Annotated in this window: 20 protein-coding genes, 1 pseudogene and 1 riboswitch; of the genes and pseudogenes, 13 read left to right on the top strand and 8 right to left on the bottom strand. The window is 72.9% G+C overall.

The genetic code is table 11. From position 1 onward, the window contains the following. Positions 1 to 206 precede the first annotated feature (206 nt). Both Q7L73_RS15940 and Q7L73_RS15945 read left to right on the top strand, forming a co-directional pair. Positions 207 to 569: a hypothetical protein gene (locus Q7L73_RS15940; protein WP_304690730.1), complete on the top strand. Its 363-nt coding sequence runs from the start codon at positions 207 to 209 to the stop codon at positions 567 to 569. Positions 570 to 673: 104 nt separating this feature from the next. Beyond that, positions 674 to 1165: a VOC family protein gene (locus tag Q7L73_RS15945; protein ID WP_304690731.1), complete on the top strand. Its 492-nt coding sequence runs from the start codon at positions 674 to 676 to the stop codon at positions 1163 to 1165. Between the two features lie 103 nt (positions 1166 to 1268). Here the strand turns inward: Q7L73_RS15945 and Q7L73_RS15950 are convergent, their stop codons facing one another. Then, positions 1269 to 1640 (bottom strand): hypothetical protein, encoded by a 372-nt coding sequence (locus Q7L73_RS15950; protein ID WP_304690732.1) that lies wholly within the window; start codon positions 1638 to 1640, stop codon positions 1269 to 1271. A 398-nt stretch (positions 1641 to 2038) separates the two neighbouring features. Then, on the bottom strand, positions 2039 to 3301 hold the full coding sequence (locus tag Q7L73_RS15955) for an aminotransferase class I/II-fold pyridoxal phosphate-dependent enzyme (protein ID WP_304690733.1): 1263 nt from the start codon (positions 3299 to 3301) through the stop codon (positions 2039 to 2041). Between the two features lie 13 nt (positions 3302 to 3314). Between Q7L73_RS15955 and Q7L73_RS15960 the strand changes: the two genes are divergently transcribed. The 6 genes from Q7L73_RS15960 (at position 3315) to Q7L73_RS15985 (ending at position 9067) form a co-directional block, all read left to right on the top strand. Then, on the top strand, positions 3315 to 4487 hold the full coding sequence (locus Q7L73_RS15960; RefSeq protein WP_304690734.1) for a hypothetical protein: 1173 nt from the start codon (positions 3315 to 3317) through the stop codon (positions 4485 to 4487). Between the two features lie 34 nt (positions 4488 to 4521). Continuing rightward, positions 4522 to 4839, top strand: coding sequence for a hypothetical protein (locus Q7L73_RS15965; protein ID WP_304690735.1), 318 nt, complete (start codon positions 4522 to 4524; stop codon positions 4837 to 4839). Continuing rightward, the gene (locus Q7L73_RS15970; RefSeq protein WP_304690736.1) at positions 4836 to 5795 is read left to right on the top strand and encodes a DNA-3-methyladenine glycosylase; all 960 of its coding nucleotides are present in this window, start codon (positions 4836 to 4838) and stop codon (positions 5793 to 5795) included. The genes Q7L73_RS15965 and Q7L73_RS15970 overlap by 4 nt, the downstream gene beginning before the upstream one ends. A gap of 252 nt (positions 5796 to 6047) precedes the next feature. Beyond that, complete coding sequence (locus Q7L73_RS15975) at positions 6048 to 7445, top strand: ammonium transporter (RefSeq protein ID WP_304715588.1); 1398 nt, start codon at positions 6048 to 6050, stop codon at positions 7443 to 7445. Next, a complete protein-coding gene (locus Q7L73_RS15980) occupies positions 7442 to 7813 on the top strand; it encodes a P-II family nitrogen regulator (protein WP_304690738.1) in 372 nt (123 codons plus the stop codon). Before Q7L73_RS15975 ends, Q7L73_RS15980 begins: the two co-directional genes overlap by 4 nt. An 84-nt stretch (positions 7814 to 7897) precedes the next feature. Next, on the top strand, positions 7898 to 9067 hold the full coding sequence (locus tag Q7L73_RS15985; RefSeq protein WP_304690739.1) for a CdaR family transcriptional regulator: 1170 nt from the start codon (positions 7898 to 7900) through the stop codon (positions 9065 to 9067). A gap of 3 nt (positions 9068 to 9070) precedes the next feature. Here the strand turns inward: Q7L73_RS15985 and Q7L73_RS15990 are convergent, their stop codons facing one another. The 5 genes from Q7L73_RS15990 to Q7L73_RS16010 all read right to left on the bottom strand — a co-directional run bounded on the left by Q7L73_RS15990 (position 9071) and on the right by Q7L73_RS16010 (position 14065). After that, the gene (locus tag Q7L73_RS15990) at positions 9071 to 10081 is read right to left on the bottom strand and encodes an ABC transporter substrate-binding protein (RefSeq protein ID WP_304690740.1); all 1011 of its coding nucleotides are present in this window, start codon (positions 10079 to 10081) and stop codon (positions 9071 to 9073) included. Continuing rightward, positions 10078 to 10893 carry an ABC transporter permease gene (locus Q7L73_RS15995; RefSeq protein ID WP_304690742.1) on the bottom strand — a complete coding sequence of 272 codons (816 nt, stop codon included), beginning with the start codon at positions 10891 to 10893 and terminating at the stop codon, positions 10078 to 10080. Before Q7L73_RS15995 ends, Q7L73_RS15990 begins: the two co-directional genes overlap by 4 nt. Then, complete coding sequence (locus Q7L73_RS16000; protein ID WP_304690743.1) at positions 10890 to 11636, bottom strand: ABC transporter ATP-binding protein; 747 nt, start codon at positions 11634 to 11636, stop codon at positions 10890 to 10892. Before Q7L73_RS16000 ends, Q7L73_RS15995 begins: the two co-directional genes overlap by 4 nt. 12 nt (positions 11637 to 11648) lie before the next feature. Next, positions 11649 to 11768: riboswitch (TPP riboswitch) on the bottom strand. Positions 11769 to 11778: 10 nt separating this feature from the next. After that, the gene (locus Q7L73_RS16005) at positions 11779 to 13182 is read right to left on the bottom strand and encodes a VWA domain-containing protein (protein WP_304690744.1); all 1404 of its coding nucleotides are present in this window, start codon (positions 13180 to 13182) and stop codon (positions 11779 to 11781) included. Beyond that, positions 13151 to 14065, bottom strand: a complete 915-nt coding sequence (locus Q7L73_RS16010) for a MoxR family ATPase (protein ID WP_304690745.1) — start codon at positions 14063 to 14065, stop codon at positions 13151 to 13153. The genes Q7L73_RS16005 and Q7L73_RS16010 overlap by 32 nt, the downstream gene beginning before the upstream one ends. A gap of 73 nt (positions 14066 to 14138) precedes the next feature. Here Q7L73_RS16010 and Q7L73_RS16015 point away from each other — a divergent pair, with 73 nt between their 5' ends. The 5 genes from Q7L73_RS16015 to Q7L73_RS16035 all read left to right on the top strand — a co-directional run bounded on the left by Q7L73_RS16015 (position 14139) and on the right by Q7L73_RS16035 (position 17849). Next, a complete protein-coding gene (locus tag Q7L73_RS16015; RefSeq protein WP_304690746.1) occupies positions 14139 to 14303 on the top strand; it encodes a hypothetical protein in 165 nt (54 codons plus the stop codon). An 85-nt stretch (positions 14304 to 14388) separates the two neighbouring features. Further along, on the top strand, positions 14389 to 15672 hold the full coding sequence (locus tag Q7L73_RS16020; RefSeq protein WP_304690747.1) for a PspC domain-containing protein: 1284 nt from the start codon (positions 14389 to 14391) through the stop codon (positions 15670 to 15672). Continuing rightward, positions 15662 to 15853: a hypothetical protein gene (locus tag Q7L73_RS16025; protein WP_304690748.1), complete on the top strand. Its 192-nt coding sequence runs from the start codon at positions 15662 to 15664 to the stop codon at positions 15851 to 15853. The genes Q7L73_RS16020 and Q7L73_RS16025 overlap by 11 nt, the downstream gene beginning before the upstream one ends. Continuing rightward, on the top strand, positions 15850 to 17166 hold the full coding sequence (locus Q7L73_RS16030) for an ATP-binding protein (RefSeq protein ID WP_304690749.1): 1317 nt from the start codon (positions 15850 to 15852) through the stop codon (positions 17164 to 17166). The genes Q7L73_RS16025 and Q7L73_RS16030 overlap by 4 nt, the downstream gene beginning before the upstream one ends. Beyond that, positions 17163 to 17849 carry a response regulator transcription factor gene (locus tag Q7L73_RS16035; RefSeq protein WP_304690750.1) on the top strand — a complete coding sequence of 229 codons (687 nt, stop codon included), beginning with the start codon at positions 17163 to 17165 and terminating at the stop codon, positions 17847 to 17849. The genes Q7L73_RS16030 and Q7L73_RS16035 overlap by 4 nt, the downstream gene beginning before the upstream one ends. 9 nt (positions 17850 to 17858) lie before the next feature. Here the strand turns inward: Q7L73_RS16035 and Q7L73_RS16040 are convergent. After that, positions 17859 to 18286, bottom strand: a pseudogene (locus Q7L73_RS16040) (hypothetical protein); the annotation flags it as partial.

Below are 18286 nucleotides of genomic sequence, written 5' to 3' on the forward strand. Positions count from 1 at the left end.
GCTCGGAGGCGTCGGCGGGGAGATCGTCGGCGCCTGCGGGCAGCGAGAGAGCATCGGCGCTGAGAGCCGGGCGGGACGAGGCGCTGCGGGCGACTGCACGGGCGCGCCCGGCGCGAGCGGAGAGCCGGCGAGGGCCCTCGGCGATCGCTCGTGACGACGCGCAGCGTCGCGTCGCGCGGGGGCGGTCGCGGCGGGAGGAGGCTCCGTTGCCGCCGTGGGGGAGATTTCCGCTCGTGGAGCTGTGCGTGCTGTCGGCGATCGTGCTGGCGGCGGCCGGCTTCGTCGTGCGCGGGCACGCTGGCGGGGTGCTGCTGGTCGGGGCGGTGCTGCTCGGCTCCGTCGCGGGGCTGGAGGTGGCGCTGCGGGAGCACCTCGGCGGCTACCGCTCGCACACGACGCTGCTCGCCGGCGTCGGCGGGATCGCGACGATGCTGCTGCTCAGCATCGGCACGAGCGCGCGCAGAGACACGATCGTGCCGATCGCGGTCGTCGTCTTCGGGCTCGGCTTCATCGGCTGGCGCGCGCTCTTCAAGAAGCGCTCCGGCGGCTTCGGCGTCAAGGTCCGCTGAGCGGCGCGGCGGACGCCTCCGGGCCGTGCCTGGCGCCTCGCCGCTCGGCGGCGGAATCGCTTCGCTGACAGCCCGCGCCGCCGGCGCGGATATGCTCCTCTGCGATGAGCGCTGAACCGCCGCGGGGGCCTGAGCAGCTCGCCGCCACGCCACAGCCCGACGAGCCGCAGCGGATGCGGCTGACCGGGCTCCACCACGTCACCGCGATCTGTCGCGACCTCGATCGGACGACCGGCTTCTACCGGGACGTGCTCGGGCTGGCGCTGGTCGAGCAGGGGGTCAACGACGACGACCCGACCACGCGTCACTTCTGGTTCGGCGATGCACACGGCTCGCCGGGCACGCTGATCTCGTTCATGGAGTATCCACAGCTGCCCGACGGGGTCGTCGGCGCCGGCTCGGTCCACCACGTCTGCTTCGTCGTCGAGTCGGCCGACGAGCAGCTCGCCTGGCGCGACTACCTCCGCGAGCGCGGCGTCGGCTGCACCGACGTCTTCGACCGCGGCGCCTTCCGCTCGATCTACGTCCGCGACCCGGACGGCAACATCGTCGAGATCGCCACGCGCGGTCCCGGCTTCGCGCCCAGCCGGGGCTGAGCAGGCCAAGACTCTGAGGAGGACGTGCGCCCGCCGCGCGCCCGACGGTCGACGCGTCCCGTTCCCGCCCCTTCTGCTCGGGCACGGGACGCGTCGTCAACCGTCAGGCGCTGATCAGCGCTCCGGCCGCCTCGAGGCGAACCGAATGCTCGATCTTGGCGTGCGCGTCCAACTGCGCCGCCAGCGCGAGCCGCTGACGCTCGGTCAGCGAGCCGATGCGCTTGGTCTCCTGGATCCGGAACATCGCCAGGAACTTGCGACAGCGGGTGCTTCCCCACCGCCGCTGACTCATCAGCACGTCACCGAGCGCCATCGACTCGGCTTCCCAGGGGGTGCTCAGCAGCACGTCGGCGGCGGAGATCTCCCCGTCGGCGATGCGTCGTTTGAGCTCGGCGCGCGCGAGGCGCACGCGGTTTGCACGTTCAAGGGCTCGCAGATGCTGCGGCCCAGGGGTCATCGTCGGCAACCCGTCCATCTGCACTCTTTCTCCCTGCCTCCGATACGAGTAGGCCATCGACAGGGCGGCCGGCTGAGGGGGTCAGCTCACCGCTGTCACGTCCACCGGCGGGGGACTCGGACGCCTCCCTTGGCGTCTGCGCTCTCCCTCGTAAGAGACGCATCGGCCGCGGCGCGAGATCGCCTGTGAACGTCTTGAGAACGTATGCGTTGCCCCCCGGAACGGTCAATGGTGAACCTTCTCATCAACCGCTACTAGCGGCCTTTTTGTTGACACCCGGAAAGCGGCGCATCGAGGGTGCGCCAGGCTCATATCAGGTCGCCGCGGACGCCGTCGCAGATGCGCTCCCGAATCGGGAGCGACATCTGCGGTGACCGCGGTGCGTCGGGCCTCGGGAACTGCGATCCGGGCGCCGCTCAGGCGGCGCTCGGCAGCGGGCCGTGCTCGGCCTCGAACGCCCGCTTGACGGCGGCGAACTGCTCCAGCGCTCTGTCGAGCGTCGTGCGGTCGTGGGTCGCCATCACGCTCGTGCGCAGCAGCGCCCCGCCCGGCGGCACCGCCGGATGCAGCGCGACGTTGACGTACACGCCGGCCTCGTACAGCTGCTTCCACAGCAGCGCGGCCTTCCAGTCGTCCGCCACCAGCACCGGCACGATCGGCGTCGCGACCGTCGAGCCGTCCGGCATCGCGACCGGGTCGACGACGTGGAAGCCGAGCTCGCGCAGCCCCTGGTTGAGGTAGGCGCCGTTCTCGAGCACCCTCGCGAACAGCGCTCTGCCCTCCTCGGAGCGGCAGATCCGCACCGCCGCCAGCGCCGAGCCGACCGCCGCCGGCACCGCCGAGGCGGTGAACAGGAACGGCCGCGACTGGATCCGCAGGAAGTCGATCACGTCGGTCGGGCCGGCGATCACGCCGCCGCAGGAGGCGAGCGACTTCGAGAAGGTCGCCATCCGCAGGTCGACGCGATCCTCGACGCCGAGCAGCTCCGAGGCGCCCGCCCCGCGTGCGCCGAGCACGCCGAGCCCGTGCGCCTCGTCGACCATCAGCCGCGCGCCGTAGCGCTCGGCCAGGTCGGCGATCTGCGGCAGCGGGGCGACGTCGCCCTCCATCGAGAAGACGCCGTCGACGACGACGAGGATCCCGCCGCCGTCTCCCTCCGCCTGCTGCAGGCGCTTCTCCAGCAGGTCGAGCCGATTGTGGCGGAAGACGCGCATCTTCGCCCGCGACAGCAGCACACCGTCGAGGATCGAGGCGTGGTCGCCGGAGTCGACGACGACGGTGTCGCCCGGCCCGAGGATCGTCCCGATCGCGCCGAGGTTCGACTGGTGACCGGTCGTGTAGACGATCGCGTCCTCGGTCCCGAACCACTCGGCCAGCTCGGCCTCCAGCTCGAGATGCAGGTCGAGCGTGCCGTTGAGCAGGCGCGAGCCGGTCACGCCGGTGCCGTAGCGGTCGATCGCGGCGTGGGCCGCCGCTCTCACGCGCTCGTCGCCGGTCAGCCCGAGGTAGTTGTTGGAGCCGAGCATGATGCGCGGCTGGCCCTCCATCTCGACGATGGGGGCGGTCGCCGACTCGAGCCGGCGAAAATAGGGCACCGCGTCGAGCTCTCGTGCCGCTCTCAGCTGGAGGACGCGCTCGTGCGTGCGGGCCTTGTCGAATACGTCTGTGGTGGTCGGCATATAGATTGGCCGGATGGCTCTCGAAGTCCGGCCGGTCGCCTCCAAGCGCGACCTCACAACCTTCATCAAGCTGCCGTGGCGGCTCTATCGTAACGAGCCGCACTGGGTGCCGCCGCTCATCGCGGATCGGCGCAGATTCCTCGACCGCCGCAAGAACCCCTGGTTCGAGCACGGTGAGGCGCAGTACTTCCTCGCTTTCCGCGACGGCCGCGCCGTCGGGCGCGTCACGGCCCAGGTCGACCATGTCCTGAACGAGTTCCAGGACAACAGATGGGGTCTGTTCGGCTTCTTCGAGTGCGAGGACGACCCGGAGGCGGCGAAGGCGCTGCTGGACGCGGCCGAGCAGTGGCTGCGGGCGCGCGGCCGCGACCGCATGGTCGGCCCCGCCGACTTCACGCTCAACGACGAGTGCGGCGTGCTCGTCGAGGGCTACGAGCAGGACCCGATCATCCTCACCAACTGGACCCACCGCTACTACCCGCGGCTGCTGGAGCAGGCGGGGATGCTGAAGGCGATGGACACGCTGATGTGGCACCTCGAGATCTCGGGGCGCGACAGAGTCCACCCGTCGATCTGGAGAGTCGCCGACCGCGTCGAGAGCAAGTACGGGATCACCGTGCGGCCGATGCGCAAGAAGGACATCAACGCCGAGATCGACCGCTTCCTCGAGGTCTACAACGAGGCGTGGGAGAGAAACTGGGGCTTCTCGCCGCTGACCGAGAGCGAGGTCCGCCACTACGCCAAGACGCTCAAGCCGATCCTCGACGAGCACTGGGCGTTCGTCGCCGAGAAGGACGGCGAGACGGTCGGCGCGGCGCTGACGGTGCCCGACTACAACCAGGTCTTCAAGCACATGAACGGCCGCATCCTGCCGTTCGGCTGGCTGCAGTTCCTGCTGCGGCGCAAGAAGATCGACCGCGTCCGCGTGTTCGCGCTCGGCGTCAAGCGCGAGTGGCAGCACACCGGCGTCGCCGCGCGCTTCTACGAGATGCACTTCGACTCGGCCGAGGTCACTCCGCAGACCTACGGCGAGATGGGCTGGATCCTCGAGACGAACAAGTCGATGAACCGCGCGATGGAGGGGATGGGCGGCAGAGTCGTGCGGCGCTACCGTCTGTTCGAGCGGCTGCTCGACCCCAGCGCGGTGCCGACGATCGCGCCGGAAGAGCCGACGACGACCGAGTGACGACCGACGCCGCTGTCACGATGCGCGACGCGCGATGAGCGAGACTCCCACCGACCACCACCCGCTGCCGCTCGACCCCGAGGAGACGGTCGACGCCGTCCCCGTCGTCGACGAGGTGAGGGCGCTCGAGCGCGTCCGGCCGCGGCAGCTGCCGGCCGTGCGCGCGGCGGCGGTCGCGGCGACCGGCTTCGTCGCCGGCGCGGCGACGGTCGTGGCGATCTCTCACCGCGCGCGCAAGCGCGGCGGCCTCAAGCTCGGCGGGCGCCGACGCGGCAAGGGCGCCGACGCGCTCCCGATCGTCGCGACCCGCTCGGTCCTGCTCGACATCCACCTGCTCGGCCGCGAGCAGTGAGCGCGCTGCCGGCGGCGCGGGGGCGGCGGCCGCGCGGCGGCGGCTGGCGCGCACCCGCTGCCGGCACGACCGAGCTGCGCGTCGAGGTCGAGCCGCCGTGGCCGTTCCGGCTCTCGCGCACGAGCGGGATGGACGGCGTCCTGCGCTGCCACGACGGCGTCGTGCGGCGGCTGCTGCACCACGGCGAGGAGCCGGTCGTCGTGCGCGTCGCGCAGACGGCGCGCGATCGCGTCCTGTTCGGCGCGCAGGCGCCGAGCGAGCAGGCGGCGGCGTGGGGGATCGAGCGGATGCGCTTCGCGCTCGGCGTCGACGACGACCTGCGCGAGTTCCATGAGCTGCATCGCGACGACCCGCTGATCGGCGGCGCCGTGCGCGCCCACCCGCAGCTGCGCCTGCGGCGCCGGCCGGTGCCGTTCGAGGCGCTTGCCTGGGCCGTCACCGAGCAGCTGATCGAGTACGTGCGGGCGGCCGCGATCCAGCGCCGGATCGTCTGGCGGCTCGGCCGCCACCACGCCCCCAGCGATCTGCACGACCTGCCGAGCGCCGCGACGCTCGCCGCGCAGGCGCCCGCGCTGCTGTGCTCCTTCGACCTCGCCGACAAGCGCGCGCTCGCGCTGCGACGGGTCGCGCAGGAGGTCGCCAGCGGCCGCGTCGACCTCTACGACGCCGACCACGAGCGCGGCTGGAGACGGCTCGACGCGATCCCCGAGATCGGCAGCTGGACGCTCGAGGTGCTGGCGCTGCTCGGCCAGGGCCGGATGGACCAGCTGCCGGCCGGCGACCTCGCCTACCGCAAGCTCGTCGGGCGGCTGCTGACCGGCGACCCGCGCGCCCGCGTCGACGAGCAGGACGTGCGCAGCTTCTTCGCTCCATATGGCCGCTGGTCGGGCCTGGCGGGCGCATATGCGCTGCGCGCGGCCGCGCCCGAGCTGAAGGCGGTCGCCGCGGCCGCCTAGGCCGCGAGACCGCCTCGTCGCAGCTTTCCGCCTGCAAATCCCCGCCTTTCCCGTGCACGGGAGGGCTCACACCCGCACCTCTGTACACCCGGGATCTACCGCGTGGACAACCGTGTGGACAGGAATCTTCGACACCGGTCCAATGATTCGCCCCCCTCGCTGACGCAGGATGCGCCATGCTCGCAATCGATTCAGGAGGGTTCTGCAGTGCCTAAATCCCGTCTGGGGCGTGCCGCCGCACTCGGCGTGCTCGTGACACTTCTCTTGCCGGCCGGCGCGCTGGCTCAGGATGGACCGACGGTCGACGTCGTCAAGGGCGAGCTCGACACGACGTGGCTGATGCTCGCCACGTGTCTCGTCTTCTTCATGCAGGCGGGCTTCGCGCTCCTCGAGATCGGCATGTCGCGCGGCAAGAACGTCGGCATGGGCGTCGCCAAGATCCTCATCAACTTCTCGATCGGCTCGCTGATCTGGTGGGCCGTCGGTTATGGCTTCGCCTTCGACACGTCGCACGAGATCATCGGCAGCGCCGGCTTCTTCCTCGGTAACAGCACCGAGCTCGGCGGCGAGGCCGTCGGTGCTGCTGGTGTCGGCTTCTGGGCCTTCCAGCTGATGTTCGCGACGGTCTCGCTCGCGATCGTCTGGGGCACGACGCTCGAGCGGATCAAGTTCGGCGCGTACCTGATCTTCGCGGTCGTCTTCATCGGCCTCATCTACCCGCTGGTCGCCCACGCGGCCTGGAGCGGCGTCGGCATACTGTCGAGAGTCGGCTCTGGCGTGCAGGACTTCGCCGGTTCCTCGGTCGTCCACCTCACGGGCGCCACCGCGGCCTTCGCGGCCGTCCTCTTCCTCGGCCCGCGCAAGGGCAAGTTCGGCCCCGACGGCAAGCCGCGCGCGATCCCGGGCCACAGCATGCCGCTGCTCGGCCTCGGCGTGCTGATCCTCTGGCTCGGCTGGTTCGGCTTCAACGGCGGCTCGACCTTCAACACGACGGACAACAAGTTCGCCGAGGTCATCGCCGTCACCAACATGGGCGCGATAGGCGGCGTCCTCGGCGCGACCCTGCTGATCTGGCTGCTGTCGAGAAAGCTCGACGTCGGCATGATGGGCAACGGCGCGATCGCCGGTCTCGTCGCGATCACCGCTCCCTCCGGCTACGTCGAGATGTGGGCGGCGCCGATCATCGGCTTCATCGGCGGCTTCATCGTCGTCGCGGGCGTGCTCGCGATCGACAAGAAGATCGACGACCCGGTCGGCGCGCTCTCCGCGCACGGCCTGGCCGGTATCTGGGGCACGCTCGCCTGCGGCCTCTTCACCTCCGACCGGCTCGCCGAGCAGGTCGGCGTCGGCAAGGCCGGCCTCTTCTACGGCGGCGGGCTCGAGCAGCTCGGCGTCCAGGCGGTCGCCGTCCTCGTGACGTTCTTCGGCGTCTTCATCCTCTCCGGGATCACGTTCGCGATCATCAAGGCGACGATCGGCCTCCGCGTCAGCGAGGAGGAAGAGGACTCCGGCCTCGACATCGCCGAGCACGGCATGTACGGCTACCCTGAGCAGTTCATCCCCGCTCCCGAGCTGATCGGCGTCGGGTCGCCGCGCCCGACGGGCGCCGGCTCCGCCCCGATCGGCAGCGCCTCGGAGGTTCCCGCATGAAGCTGGTCGTGGCATACATCCGGCACGAGGCCTTCGAGCCGATCCGGCTGGAGCTGCTCGAGCTCGGCTTCCCGTCCCTGACGATCATCGAGGTCAAGGGCTCGGGCCGCCAGAAGGGCATCACGGAGCAGTACCGCGGCACGTCGGTGACGAACTACCTGCGGCCGAAGATCAAGGTCGAGTGCGTCGTCTCCGACCATGACACGCAGACGATCGTCGACACGGTCCTGAAGCACGCGCGGACCGGCTCGATCGGTGACGGCAAGGTGTTCGTCGTCCCGGTCGAGCAGGCGTACCGCATCCGCACCGGCGAGTCCGGTGAGGAGACCCTCCAGATCCACCCGGACGCGGCGACAGCCGCCCCCTGATCCAGGACGCGAGCACGGCATAGCTGGGTGGCGGGCGCAGACGGACGCCCGCCACCCGCCGTGCGCTCGCAGGGGAGCTTCGACATGTCGCACGAGCTGCATCTCCAGCTCGTCGCCGCCGTGCTGGGCGGCGAAGGGCTCACCCGTGTCGCGCAGCTCGTCTCCGCGGCAGTCCGCGCGCCGGTCGCGATCCTCGTCCCGCGGATCGCCGTCGCCGCGGCCTTCCCGGCCACGATCGAGCTGGGCGCGCTGCGCCGCTACACGCGCGAGCGCGTCGAGGGACGCGCCACCCACCGCCCGCAGGAGCTGGTGGCAGAAGCGCCGGTGCTCGCCGGCACGGACTTGATCGGCGTCGTCGCGCTGCTGCGCGGCGAACAGCCGCCGCCGGCGGAGGCGCAGGAGCTGCTGCAGCTCGCCGCCGTCGCCTCGCTGACCGAGGTCGGCATCGAGGACGCCAAGCGCGAGGTCGAGCAGGAGCTGCGCGGGACCCTGCTGGAAGAGCTGCGGACGCCCGGCGAGCAGCTCGACGCGCGCCAGGTGGTGCGCCGCGCCGCACGCCTCGGCTGCGACGTCTCACGCGGAGCGGTCGCGCTCTGCGCCGGGGCCGTCGGCGCCGACCGCAGGGACCTCGACGCGCTCGTCGCCGCGATCGCCGCGCAGCAGCCCGGCGCGCTCGCGCAGACCGTCGACGGCCGCGTCTTCGCGATCGTCCCGCCGCCGGCCGACGAGGACGGCGACGGCGACCTCGCCGCGCGCACGCTCAGCAGCGCCCGCCTGCTGGCGCGCTCGCTCAGCCCGCGCGCCGTCTGCGGCCTCTCCAGCTTCTGCGCCGACCCCGCCGCGCTCCCGCGCGCGATCCAGGAGGCGGAGCTGGTGCTCGACGTGCTGCGGCGCTCCGGCGGCGCCGTCGCCGAGGACGTCGGCCAGGGCACCTACCGGCTGCTGTTCCGCGTGCTCGCCTCGCACCCGGAGGAGCTGCGCGCCTTCTACGACGAGACCGTCGGGCCGCTCGTCCGCTACGACGAGCGCCATGCCAGCGAGCTGGTGCGGACGGTCGAGACCTACCTGGCGCAGGACTGCAACGTGAACGCGACGGCGGCGGCGATCGGCGCCCACCGCCACACGGTCGCGCATCGGCTGGAGCGGGTGAAGGAGCTGACGAAGCTCGACCCGCTGCGCTCGGAGGACCGCGAGCGCCTCGGCCTCGGCCTGAAGGCGCTGCGCATCATCGTGCCCGAGCGCAGCGGGCGCTGAGGCTCAGCCGCTCTGGCCGGCGAGGAACTCGTTCGTGATCGCCGCCGCACCCGCCTGCGGTCTGCGGTCGAGCAGGCCGTTCTCGTACATCCAGTCGCCGTATCTGTCCCACTCGGTCGGGACCTGGAAGCCCCACGGCTTGCTCGCGTCCTCGGGGAAGAAGACCGGCAGCGACGCTCTCACGCTCGCGAGCGCGAAGCCGGCGTCGAGGTCGGGCGCGGCCTGCACGAGCGCGTCGGTGGCGGCCTGCGGATCGGCTCTCGCCGCCTCGTAGCCGCGCGCGAGCGCCTGCACGAAGGCGCGCACGTCGTCGCCGTGCTCGCCGACGAAGTCCTTCGTCGAGGCCAGCACCAGCTCGTCGTAGGTCGGCACGCCCAGCTCGTCCATTCTCCAGATGCGCGGGTTTCTTCTCGCCCGCTCCAGCTGGATGCCCTCGACGTTCCAGAAGGCGCCGAGCGTCGCGTCGACTCTTCTCGACAGCATCGCCGGCACGAGGTTGAAGCCGACGCTCGTCTCCTTGACGGAGTCGACCGGCACGCTCGCCGTCTCCAGGATCGTTCTCAGATACGCGCTCTGGTAGGGGATCCCGGCGGTGCCGACGCGGCCGCCTCTGAGGTCGGTGACGTCTCTGACTCTTCTGTCGAGCGTCATCAGCGAGGTCAGCGGCGCCTGCGCGATCGCGCCGACGGAGACGATCTGCGCGCCCTTGTCGCGCGCGATCAGCAGCTCCGGCTCGTACGAGATCGCGATGTCGGCTCTGCCGGCCTCCAGCAGCTTCAGCACGCCGGCGGGGTCGGAGGGCGTCTCGACCTTGACGTCGAGCCCGGCCTCGTCGAAGTCGCCGTTGGCGAGCGCGGCGTAGATGCCGACGTGGTCGGGGTTCGGCAGGTAGTCGAGCAGCAGCGTGATCGTGTGCTTCTGCGCCGCCGGGGTCGTCGTCTCCTTCTTCTCGCCGCAGGCCGCGAGGCCGAGTGCGGTCGCGCAGACGGCGAAGAGCGCGAGAGCGCGTTTCATCGAGTACGTCCTCCTCTGGTTTCGAAGGCCCACGGCAGCACGCGCCGCTCGACCAATGACAGCAGGCCGAAGAGCGCGATGGCGAAGGCGGAAAGGATCAGGACCGCGGCCCAGGCGCGCGCGGTCAGCAATTGCGGGACCGCCTGCTGGACGAGGCGGCCGAGGCCGGCGTCGGAGCCCGACTGCTCGGCGAAGACGGCGCCGATGACGGCGACCGCGACGGCGATCTTCGCGCCGCTGAAGAGGCCGGGCAGCGCGGCCGGCGCCTCGACGAAGCGGAAGGTCCGCAGCCGCGAGGCCCCGAGCGTGCGCATCAGCCGCTCGCGTTCGGGGTCGACGGCGGCGAGCGCGTCGAGCGTCGTGACGACGATCGGGAAGAACGAGACGAGCCCGACGATCGCCAGCTTCGGCGCCAGGTCGAAGCCGAGCCAGACGACCAGCAGCGAGGCGACGAGCGGGATCGGGACCGTCTGCGAGGCGACCAGCAGCGGGTAGATCGCGCGCCGCAGCGTGGGGGAGAGGTGGATCGCGACGGCGCACAGCAGCGCGGCGGCCGCGGCGGCGGCGATCCCCAGCAGCACCTCGCCGGCGGTCACGCGGAAGTTGTCCCACAGCAGCGCGCGGTCGCTCCAGAGCGCGTCGGCGACCTCGGCCGGCGACGGCAGCAGCAGCGAGTCGACGCTGCCGTAGGTGGCGTAGAGCTGCCAGCCGGCGACGAGCGCGGCGACGATCGCGAACGCGGGGAGCCAGCGCAGGAGGGCGCGCGCGGGCGCGGGCAGGCGCGGGCGCCGCACGGCGGTCGCGCCGCTCATCCGCCCAGCCCCAGTGCGGCCAGCGCCTGCTCGCGCAGCGCGGCGACGGCGGGATCGGTGCGGCGGCGCGGGCGCGGCAGCGCGACCTCGAGGCTCAGCACGGCGCGGCCCGGCCGCGGCGACATCACGACGACGCGGTCGGCCAGCAGCACCGCCTCCTCGACGTCGTGGGTGACGAGCACGACCGTGCGCGGCTCGGCCGCGAGCGTCTGCACCAGCCAGCCCTGCACCTCCTGGCGCGTGAGCGCGTCGAGCGCGGCGAACGGCTCGTCGAGCGCCAGCACCGGTTTGCCCGCCAGCAGCGTGCGCACGAACGCGACCCGCTGGCGCATCCCGCCCGACAGCGCCGCCGGCCGCGCGCGCTCGAAGCCGTCGAGGCCGAAGCGCTCGAACCACGGCTGCGCGGCGGCGCGCGCCTCGCTGCGGCCGACGCCGCGTGCGCGCAGCGCCAGCGCGGCGTTGTCGAGCGCGCTCGCCCACGGCAGCAGCAGGTCGCGCTGCGGCATCAGCACCGCCGGGTCGGCGCGGACGCTGCCGCTGTCGGGCCGCTGCAGGCCGCAGATCAGCTCCAGCAGCGTCGACTTGCCGCAGCCGGAGGCGCCGACGACGGCGACCGTCTCGCCCGGGGCGGCGCGCAGGTCCATCCCGCGCAGCGCCTCGACGGCCCCGGCACGGCTGTGGAAGGTGCGCCCGGCGCCCTCGACCTGCACCCCGAGCGGGGCTGAAACGGATCGAGGCTCCAATGCGGGAGCCTCGGTGATCTCTTGCATTCGCTCCCTCCGCGGGCATTACCCCACAGGTTCGAAGGGTCAGCGCCGGGCCTGCTGCGGGCGCTATCTCAGCCGGCCTTCCCGCCAGCCCCCCTGTATGTCACTCCGGCGCAGCTTAGCGCGGCAGGTCGGACGCTGGTCCTGTGAGCGCCTTCACGAAGTCCTCGAGCTGCGAGGTCGTCCAGCACTCGAACGCGATGCAGTGTCTCGCGTAGGCGGCGATCACCGAGTCGCCGTAGTTCCAGTAGAGCCGCGGCTCCGGGTTGAGCCAGAAGGTGCGGCCGGCCTTCGCCGCGACCGCCGCGAACAGGTCGTCGCGCGGCGGGCGGCCGTTGGTGCGCGCGTCGCCGAGCACGATCACGGTCGCGCGCGGGTGCAGGTCGTCCTCGACCTCGGTCAGGAACTCGCTCCAGACGCGGCCGTAGTCGGTGTAGCCGGAGACGTCGGCGACGCCGGCGTCGCGCGATATCGCGACGCTCGCGGCCTGGAAGTCGCGCTCGCGCTCGAACACCTCGGTCACCTCGCTGATCCGCTCGATGAAGACGAACGAGCGCAGCTTGCGGAACGAGTCGTGCAGCGCGTGCAGGACCGAGAGGAAGAAGACCGAGGCCGACGCGACGCTGGTCGAGATGTCGCAGAGGACGAAGATCTCCGGCCGCCGCGGCCGCTTCGGGCGGTACTTGAGCACGACCGGGACGCCGCCGGTCTCCAGCGACGCGCGCATCGTGCGGCGCACGTCGACGTGCGCGTGGCGGCGGTGGCCCTTGGTCTCGTGGCCCTGCGTCGCGAGCCGCCGCTTCAGCTGCAGCACGACCTTGTGGACGGCCGCGAGGTCCTGGATCGGGCCGCCCGGCAGCGAGCGGTCCAGCTCGCTCAGCGGCCGCGACGGCGGCAGTCTTCTGGTCCGCTCGATCAGCGCCCGCTCCAGCTCTCTGCGCAGCTGCTGCTCGAACTTGCGCAGCTCCTCGCGCGGGATCCCGTCGTGGCGCGGGTCGTCCTCGGGGAACTCCGGCTGCGGCTCGGACTTGAGCCCGAGCTGGCGGCGGATCCGCTGCACGTCGACGCCGATCACGCCGGAGCCGTCGCCGCGGTCGCCGAAGGCGGCGATCGCCATCCGCGCGAGGTCCTGCATCTGCCCGTCGGCGCCCTCCTGCAGCGCCTGCGCGATCTGCTGGCGCAGCTGGTCGAGGTCGATCTGGTCGGCGCCCTCGAAGCCGGCGCCCTCGACGACGTCGTGGGCGGCCGCCTGGCGCTCGGCGGCGCGGAAGAAGTAGCGCGCGAAGACGAGCTCGAAGATGCGGCGGTCGTCTGGCGACTTCGCCAGCGTCGTCGCGAGCGCCTCGCGGAACAGCTGCGGATCGGCCCAGGAGACCTCTCTCAGCGCCGCGAAGGCGTCGAGCAGCTCGGAGGTGCCGATCGAGAGGCTCTCCGCGCGCAGCTGCTCGGCGAAGCCGATCAGCTCGGCGTCGAGCCCGCGCGGACCGCGGTCAGCGAGTGGGGATCGTTCTGGCGGCGCCATTCGGCGCTCCGGCGCCGCCGAGTCTGACGCCGACGCGGGCGGCGACCAGCTCGAGATCGGTGCGGTGCTTGACGATCACGCTCATCGTGTCGCGGAAGACCTGGCCGTCGAGGTCGTCGGCGCCGAGCAGCAGCAGCGCGCGCGCCCAGTCGATCGACTCGGCGATCGACGGCGGCTTCTTGAGGTCCAGCTCGCGCACCTCGTGGACGATCTCGATCAGCTTGTCGGCGACCGTCGCGCTCAGCTCCGGCGTGTGCAGGCGGACGATCTCCAGCTCGTGGGCGGCGTCCGGGTAGTCGACCCAGAGGTAGAGGCAGCGGCGCTTGAGCGCCTCGGTCAGCTCGCGCGAGTTGTTCGAGGTCAGCAGCACGACCGGCTGCGTGCGCGCGTCGATGCGGCCCAGCTCGGGGATCGAGATCTGGAAGTCGGACAGCAGCTCGAGCAGCATCGCCTCGAACTCCTGGTCGGTCTTGTCGATCTCGTCGATCAGCAGCACGACCGGTCTCTCGGAGGCGATCGCCGTCATCAGCGGACGGCGCAGCAGGAACTCCTCGCCGAAGATGTCCTCCTGGACGGAGTCCCAGCCGGTGTCGGAGGCCTCCGCCTGGATCCGCAGCAGCTGCTTGCGGTAGTTCCACTCGTACAGCGCCTTCGCCTCGTCGAGGCCCTCGTAGCACTGCAGGCGGACCAGCTCGCGGTCGAGGTACTTGGCGAGCGCCTTCGCCAGCTCTGTCTTGCCGACGCCGGCCGGTCCCTCGACCAGCACCGGCTTGCCGAGCTTGGCGGCGAGGTAGGAGACGAGTGCGGTCGACTCGCCAGGCAGATAGCCGACCGCGCGCAGCCCCGCGGTGACCTCTTCGACGGATGCGGGCTCGATGCTCATGCGACGGCGAATGATAGGCGGCGACCACGGAGGAGCGCCCCGGCGGGCGCGCACATGCGACGATTCGCGGCCGATGGAGTCCTCACTCGCCCCCTACGCGATCGGCATGGCGCTCGGCTTCACGGTCGGCGTCTTCGGCCACGTGATCAAGTCGAGAACGCTGATCGCGTCGGGGATCGGGATCATCTTCGTGGTCGCCGTGCTGCTGCCGCTGCTGCGCGTCGGGGACCCTGGATAGGCCCCTCTCAGGGACGTCTGAGGGATCGCTCCCTAGGGGTCATTCCCGATAGGCAGGGGCGCTGCCGGCCGGCAGGCTTACCGCCATGATCGAGCACGAGAGCAGACCGAACGGACCGCGGCGGCTGGAGCGCAGCCGCGACGACCGCGCGGTCGCCGGCGTCTGCGCCGGCGTCGCGCGCTACCTCGCCGTCGACGCCACCGTCGTGCGCGTCATCACCGTCGCCCTGCTCGCCTTCGGCGGGTTCGGCGCCTTCCTCTACCTGGCCGCCTGGCTGCTGGTGCCCGAACAGGGCGCCGAGCGGCCGCTGCTGGGCCCGGTCGACCAGCGCCGCGCGGTGCAGGTGACGGCGATCGTCGTGCTGGCGATCGCCTGTGTCGCGCTGCTCGGCAGCTGGTGGGGCGGCGGCTTCTGGTTCGGCGGCGGACCGCTGTTCCTCGTCGTCTGCGCCGCCGCGGTGCTGTGGTTCGTGAGCGAACGGCGGCGCGACGACGAGCCGGCGAGCGCCTACATGGCGAGCGCGACGGCGACGGCGCCTGCGCCGGCCGGCACGGGCGCGCCTGCGCCCGGCGGCTTCGGCGGCGGCGCGTCCGGCGGCGACAGCGGCGACGGAGGCGACGACGAGACGCTCGTGCAGCCGCCCGCGGGCGATCCGCGCCCGCCGCGCCGGCGCGGCTCCTGGGGCCTGACGGCGATCGCGGTCGGCGGCGTGATGCTGGCGCTCGGAGCTGCCGCCGCGCTCGACGCGGCCGGCCTCTTCGACCTCGGCTGGGGCGGCTTCGTCGCGCTCTCGGTCGTGCTGACCGGTGTCGCGCTCGTCGTCAGCGCCTTCTACGGCGGCGCGCGGCTGCTGATCCCGGTCGGGCTGCTGCTGGCGCTCTGCCTCGGCAGCGCGGCCGCCGCCGGCATCTCGCTCAGCGGCGGCGTCGGCGAGCGCGTCTACCGCGTCTCCGACGGCGACGACCTGCGCGGGAGATACGATCTGGGCGTCGGCCACCTGCAGCTCGACCTGCGCGACATCGAGCTGGCGCGCGGCGTCACGCACGTGCGCGCCGAGCTGGGCGTCGGCCTGATCGAGGTCGTCGCCCCCGACGGCCGCTTCGACGGCGACGACGTGACCGTCTCGCAGCGCGCCGACGACGGCCGCGGCGACGGCGGCATCGACACGACCAAGACGATCGTGATCGGCGGCGGCGAGCGGAGACTGGAGATCGAGGCGCACGTCGGCGCCGGCGTGATCGCGATCACGACCCATCCGGGCGCCCAGGGCGACTGGGACTGGGCCAGCCGCTGCGGCGGCGGCGCCCGTCCGGGGCTCGCGTTCGCGGGCCTCCGTCCGACCTGCGAAGGTGACCGCGATGAAGCGTGAGCGCGAGCCGCACCTGCCCTCGCTCGTCGTCGGGATCGGCCTGATCCTGTTCGGCGCGCTGCTGCTGCTCGACGCGCTCGACGTCGTCGACGTCAGCGCCGGCGCGGTCGCGCCGCTGCTGCTGGCGATCGCCGGCGCCGGGCTGCTCGCGACCGGCGTCCGCGAGCGCCGCCGCCGGTGAGCGACGCGTCCGCCCGCCCCGGCGCCGGCAGCGGCGCGCGGACGCCGAGCGCGGCGGGCGGCGCGCCGCTGCAGACCCACCGGCCGCCGCTGCGGCGGCTGCCGGACGAGGGCTCGCTGGCCGGCGTCTGCGCCGGCCTCGCGCGCCATCTCGACGTCGACGTCCGCTACGTGCAGGCCGGCTTCGTCGTGCTGACGGTCTTCGGCGGGGTCGGCTTCGCCGTCTACGCGCTCGGCTGGGCGCTGCTGCCGGCGGTCCACACGAAGCCGCCGGCGCAGCGGCGCGAGTGGAGCAGCCGCGGCGGCTTCCTGCGCGAGGTCGCGGGGATCGCGCTGCTGGCGGCGGCCGCGCTGCTGGGCCTGCGGCAGGTCGGCTTCTGGCTCGGCGACACGCCGATATGGCCGCTGGCGCTCGGCGGCGCGGGCGCGGCGCTGATCTGGCGCCAGGCGGAGGCGGCGGCCGCCTGGACGCCGGCCGAGCTGCGCCATCCGCTGCAGGGGATCCGCGACCGCATGAGCGCCGAGCGCGGCGCCGACGGCCGCCGCACCGCCCTCGGCGTGACGCTGATCGGCCTCGCCGCGCTGCTGCTGCTGCGCGAGACCGGCGCGCTGCAGCAGGTCGGCAACGCGCTCGGCGGGATCGTCGTGCTGGCGTTCGCGGTCGGGCTGATCTTCGGCCCCTACCTGGCGCGGCTGGCGCGCTCGCTGGCGGAGGAGCGGGCCGAGCGGATCCGCTCGCAGGAGCGCGCCGAGGTCGCCGCCCACCTGCACGACTCGGTGCTGCAGACGCTGGCGCTGATCCAGAAGCGGTCGGAGGACCCGAGAGAGGTCGCGAGCCTCGCGCGGCGGCAGGAGCGCGAGCTGCGCAACTGGCTGCAGGAGCGGCCGGCGCAGCCGGCGGGCGCCTCGCTGGCGGCGGCGCTGGAGGAGGTCGCGACCGAGGTCGAGCAGCTGCACGGCGTCCCGGTCGAGGTCGTGACGGTCGGCGACCACGCGCTTGACGAGCGGCTGGCGGCGCTCGTGCAGGCGGTCAGAGAGGCGCTCTCCAACGCCGCCAAGTTCGCCGGCAGCGCGAAGGTCGACCTCTACGCCGAGGTCGCCGACGGCCGCGTCGAGGTGTTCGTGCGCGACCGCGGCGTCGGCTTCGACCCGGCCGCGATCCCGGCCGACCGGCGCGGCGTGCGCGAGTCGATCGTCGGGCGGATGGAGCGCCACGGCGGCAGCGCGACGATCAGCGCCGCGCCCGGCGCCGGCACCGAGGTCGAGCTGAGCATGGAGCTGCCAGCGTCGAACGCCGAGGGCGAAGCCCCGTGACACGCGTCCTGATCGTCGACGACCACGCGCTCTTCCGCGCCGGCGTGCGCGCCGAGCTGGGGCAGCGGGTCGAGGTCGTCGGCGAGGCCGACGGGGTCGAGGCGGCGGTCGCCGCGATCGCCGCGCAGACGCCCGACGTCGTGCTGCTCGACGTGCACATGCCGGGCGGCGGCGGGGTCGAGGTGATCCGCCGCAGCAGCGGCGCGGTGCCGGGCGTGCGCTTCCTCGCGCTGTCGGTCTCCGACGCGCCCGACGACGTGATCGCGGTGATCCGCGCGGGCGCGCGCGGCTACGTGACGAAGACGATCTCGGCCGACGAGCTGGTCGAGGCGATCGAGCGGGTCGCCGACGGCGACGCCGTCTTCTCGCCGCGGCTGGCCGGCTTCGTGCTCGACGCCTTCGCGAGCGGCAGCGTGACCGCGCCCGCGCCGGCCGCCGCCCGCGCGACCAGCGCCGGCCCGGCCGGCGGCGACGCCGACCTCGACCAGCTGACGGCGCGCGAGCGCGAGGTGCTGCGCCACATCGCCCGCGGCTACCTCTACAAGGAGGTCGCGCTGAGGCTGGGGATCTCGACCAAGACGGTCGAGGCGCACGTCTCGGCGGTGCTGCGCAAGCTGCAGCTCTCCAACCGCCACGAGCTGAGCCGCTGGGCGGTCGAGCGGCGGCTGCTCGACGAGGAGTGAGCGCCCGCCTCAGTCGTCGTCCCACAGCCGCTCGGGCTGCGGGGTCGAGCGCATGCGGCGGGTGGGCGGGTCGGCGTCGTCGGGCAGGCGCTCCGTCGGCGGATCCTCGGGGATCGGCTCGACGCGATGCTGCCGCGTCGGCGGCTCCGGCTGCTCGTCGGGATCGAGCCAGCTCGGTGGATCGGGCAGCGCGCGCGTCGCCTCCTCCTCGCTCGGCAGCGGCGGGCGCGCGCGGCGGCGGCGCGTCGGTGCCTCGGTGGAGGGCTCGGGCGGCTGGTCGGCGGCGATGCGGCGCGTCGGCGCCTCGTCGGCGGCCGGCTGCGGCAGCGGCGGCTCCGGCGGCGCGGGGGAGGGCGGGGCGACCGGCTGCTCGGCCGGCAGCGGGCGGGTGCGCTCGGTGCCGGGGGCGGTGCGGGCACGGGCGCGGCGGGAGTCGG

Source organism: Conexibacter sp. CPCC 205762, from assembly GCF_030646155.1.
In the GTDB taxonomy this organism is placed as follows: Bacteria; Actinomycetota; Thermoleophilia; order Solirubrobacterales; family Solirubrobacteraceae; genus Conexibacter.